At 38.5% G+C, this 2,102-nt stretch carries 2 protein-coding genes and 1 pseudogene; all 3 read left to right on the forward strand.

Going from position 1 to position 2,102, the window contains the following annotated elements; genetic code table 11:
* Positions 1-569: 569 nt before the first annotated feature.
* A pseudogene (locus EXN75_RS17270) lies at positions 570-764 on the forward strand (dehydrogenase); the annotation flags it as partial.
* 155 nt (positions 765-919) lie between these two features.
* On the forward strand, positions 920-1,708 hold the full coding sequence (locus tag EXN75_RS17275) for a hypothetical protein (RefSeq protein WP_134844745.1): 789 nt from the start codon (positions 920-922) through the stop codon (positions 1,706-1,708).
* A gap of 93 nt (positions 1,709-1,801) precedes the next feature.
* A partial coding sequence (locus tag EXN75_RS17280; RefSeq protein ID WP_223176172.1) for a M91 family zinc metallopeptidase occupies positions 1,802-2,102 on the forward strand: 301 nt, incomplete at its 3' end.

The raw sequence follows: 2,102 nt of genomic DNA on the forward strand, positions 1-2,102 counted from the left end.
AGTTACCAAGAATTCTGTAAACTGAAGTACTGCTAATTGACATTTTTGCCATAATTTCTCTAACTGGTACATGATACTGATAATAACTGCGAGCTATGCTCAACGCTAAATCCATTTTGTCTTTGTCCATATTTATTATTTTTAAGTTGATTTATACTGTGTCAACTTTTTCTAGGACAAGACATATGGAGAATACTACATAACAATGTTTTATGACAATGAATACAATCATGCTAATGGTGAGGATTTATAATAATCCCTAATTTCGCAACACTCTAATTTAATATCTTATAAGTGCCTGAGCAACAATAAGTTGCTCAGGATTTTTATGTCTGAAATTTCACTTATCTTAGTGTAGGCTTTATTTCTTTAATCTGGCGGAAAAGATGCTGCAAATGAGCGCAATGAAAGCTTGCTTTCAGATTGCCGAGTGCAGCAAATCTTCTGCAAAGATAATGGAAAATAATGGAAAAACGATGGAAAATACGCAAAAAGTGCCGATAGTGGTGCCAAAAGTTGCTTTTTTAAGCACTTTTGGCACCACTATCGAGCTTTTTTGTATTCTGAAGGTCGATGCCGCCGTCAACCCGTCCCGTTTCTACTCCAAGCAGCTTCTGCGCCGGGTAAGCAACCAGTACGATATCGAGAGCGAAAGTCTGGAAGAGCGAATCATGGCAGTATTGGATTACATCAGCGGCATGACGGATATCTATGCCTTAGATATTTATCAGAAGATCAACGGAATAAGTCTGCCGATAGTATAGAAACAAAACAGGCGTTTCTTATATTTTTGCGTAAAAGTGTGTTAAATAAAGAAAGATAATAGGAAGAAGAATGCAATAATGGGGGGAGAATAATGTTTCATAAATAGAGGATGGGCAAAGCGCCTATCATGTATAACTCATAAAAAGAACAGTTTATGAAAGCAAAGATTTACTTTTTGGCAATGGCTTTCGTCGCTCTCTTGATGGTAGGGTGTAGCGATGATGATGGTATTCAACTCACACAGGATGAAATCATTGGTGATATTAACACAGGCAAACAAGTGGGTATCAAGGGCAATAGCCTTGTCATATATACCACCCAGGGTGCCTGCGTGAATGTGCAAGGAGCCAAGGGCAAGATTTCGGCACAGTCTTCTGATGAGAAAGTAGTCACTGTAACTTGCATCCATGAGACGGGGCAGTATGGTAAGAATGAGCGTATTAGCTTGTCTGCTATCGCTGTGGGAAAGGCTATTGTTACAGTGACTGATGAAGATGGTAATGAGGCAAAACTTGCCGTGGAAGTCAAGGATGTTGAGACGTTATGGGAGACTACACAAGTATTTAGTGGTTATCAAAAATATTGTAAGGTGGAGGGTGTTTCCAAGGAAGATTCTTTGGTGATAGCATCGGATGCGATAGCAAGTAAGCCTTATGAAGCTGTTAAATTCAAGAGCCGTGGTGATGTATTTACAGTATCCCGAATCCAGTTCCTTGCTGGTGGAAAGGTGTTGGTGGATGGGTATTATACTACTACGTATAATGAAGATCACAGTATACTTTATTTCGAGGTTGGAGATGGTAAAGGCGGAACTTTGGAGAATTTCTATTTGAAACGAAAAGAAGGCTCGCATTTCTTCTGGGATTTGACAGATAAATATAAGGAAGCTTATCCGCAAGTAACAAAGGTGGAGTTAGTTTGGGCAGCTGCTCAGCTTTTTTAAGTTTTCTTCATATTAAAAGGGTCGCTTCAAAACTCATTCTCTTATTCGCTTTCGGGTGCTTTAGGGCTTTATGTTAAAGTTTCTAAAAGAATAATGACAATTAATATCATATCAGAGAAAGAAGAAGGTAACTTTGAAACAGATGATAATCCAACTAATGCAATTAATGGTAAGGGGTCTAATGTGAATGTACATTTCAATCCGGAATCAAATCCAGACATCCCAACTCTGAATAGAAAAACAGGTAGAGTTAGTAATAAAAAGAGACCTTCCCAAGTTGGATTAGCTCATGAAATGATTCATGGTGACAGATCAATGCGTGGAGTTGCAATAGAGTATTCAGAAAGCGAGTCTTATTCCTATATGAATAATCGGGGGCAAAGAGTCATGGAAA

Origin of the sequence: Segatella hominis (genome assembly GCF_004535825.1) — a bacterium.
In the GTDB taxonomy this organism is placed as follows: Bacteria; Bacteroidota; Bacteroidia; order Bacteroidales; family Bacteroidaceae; genus Prevotella; species Prevotella hominis.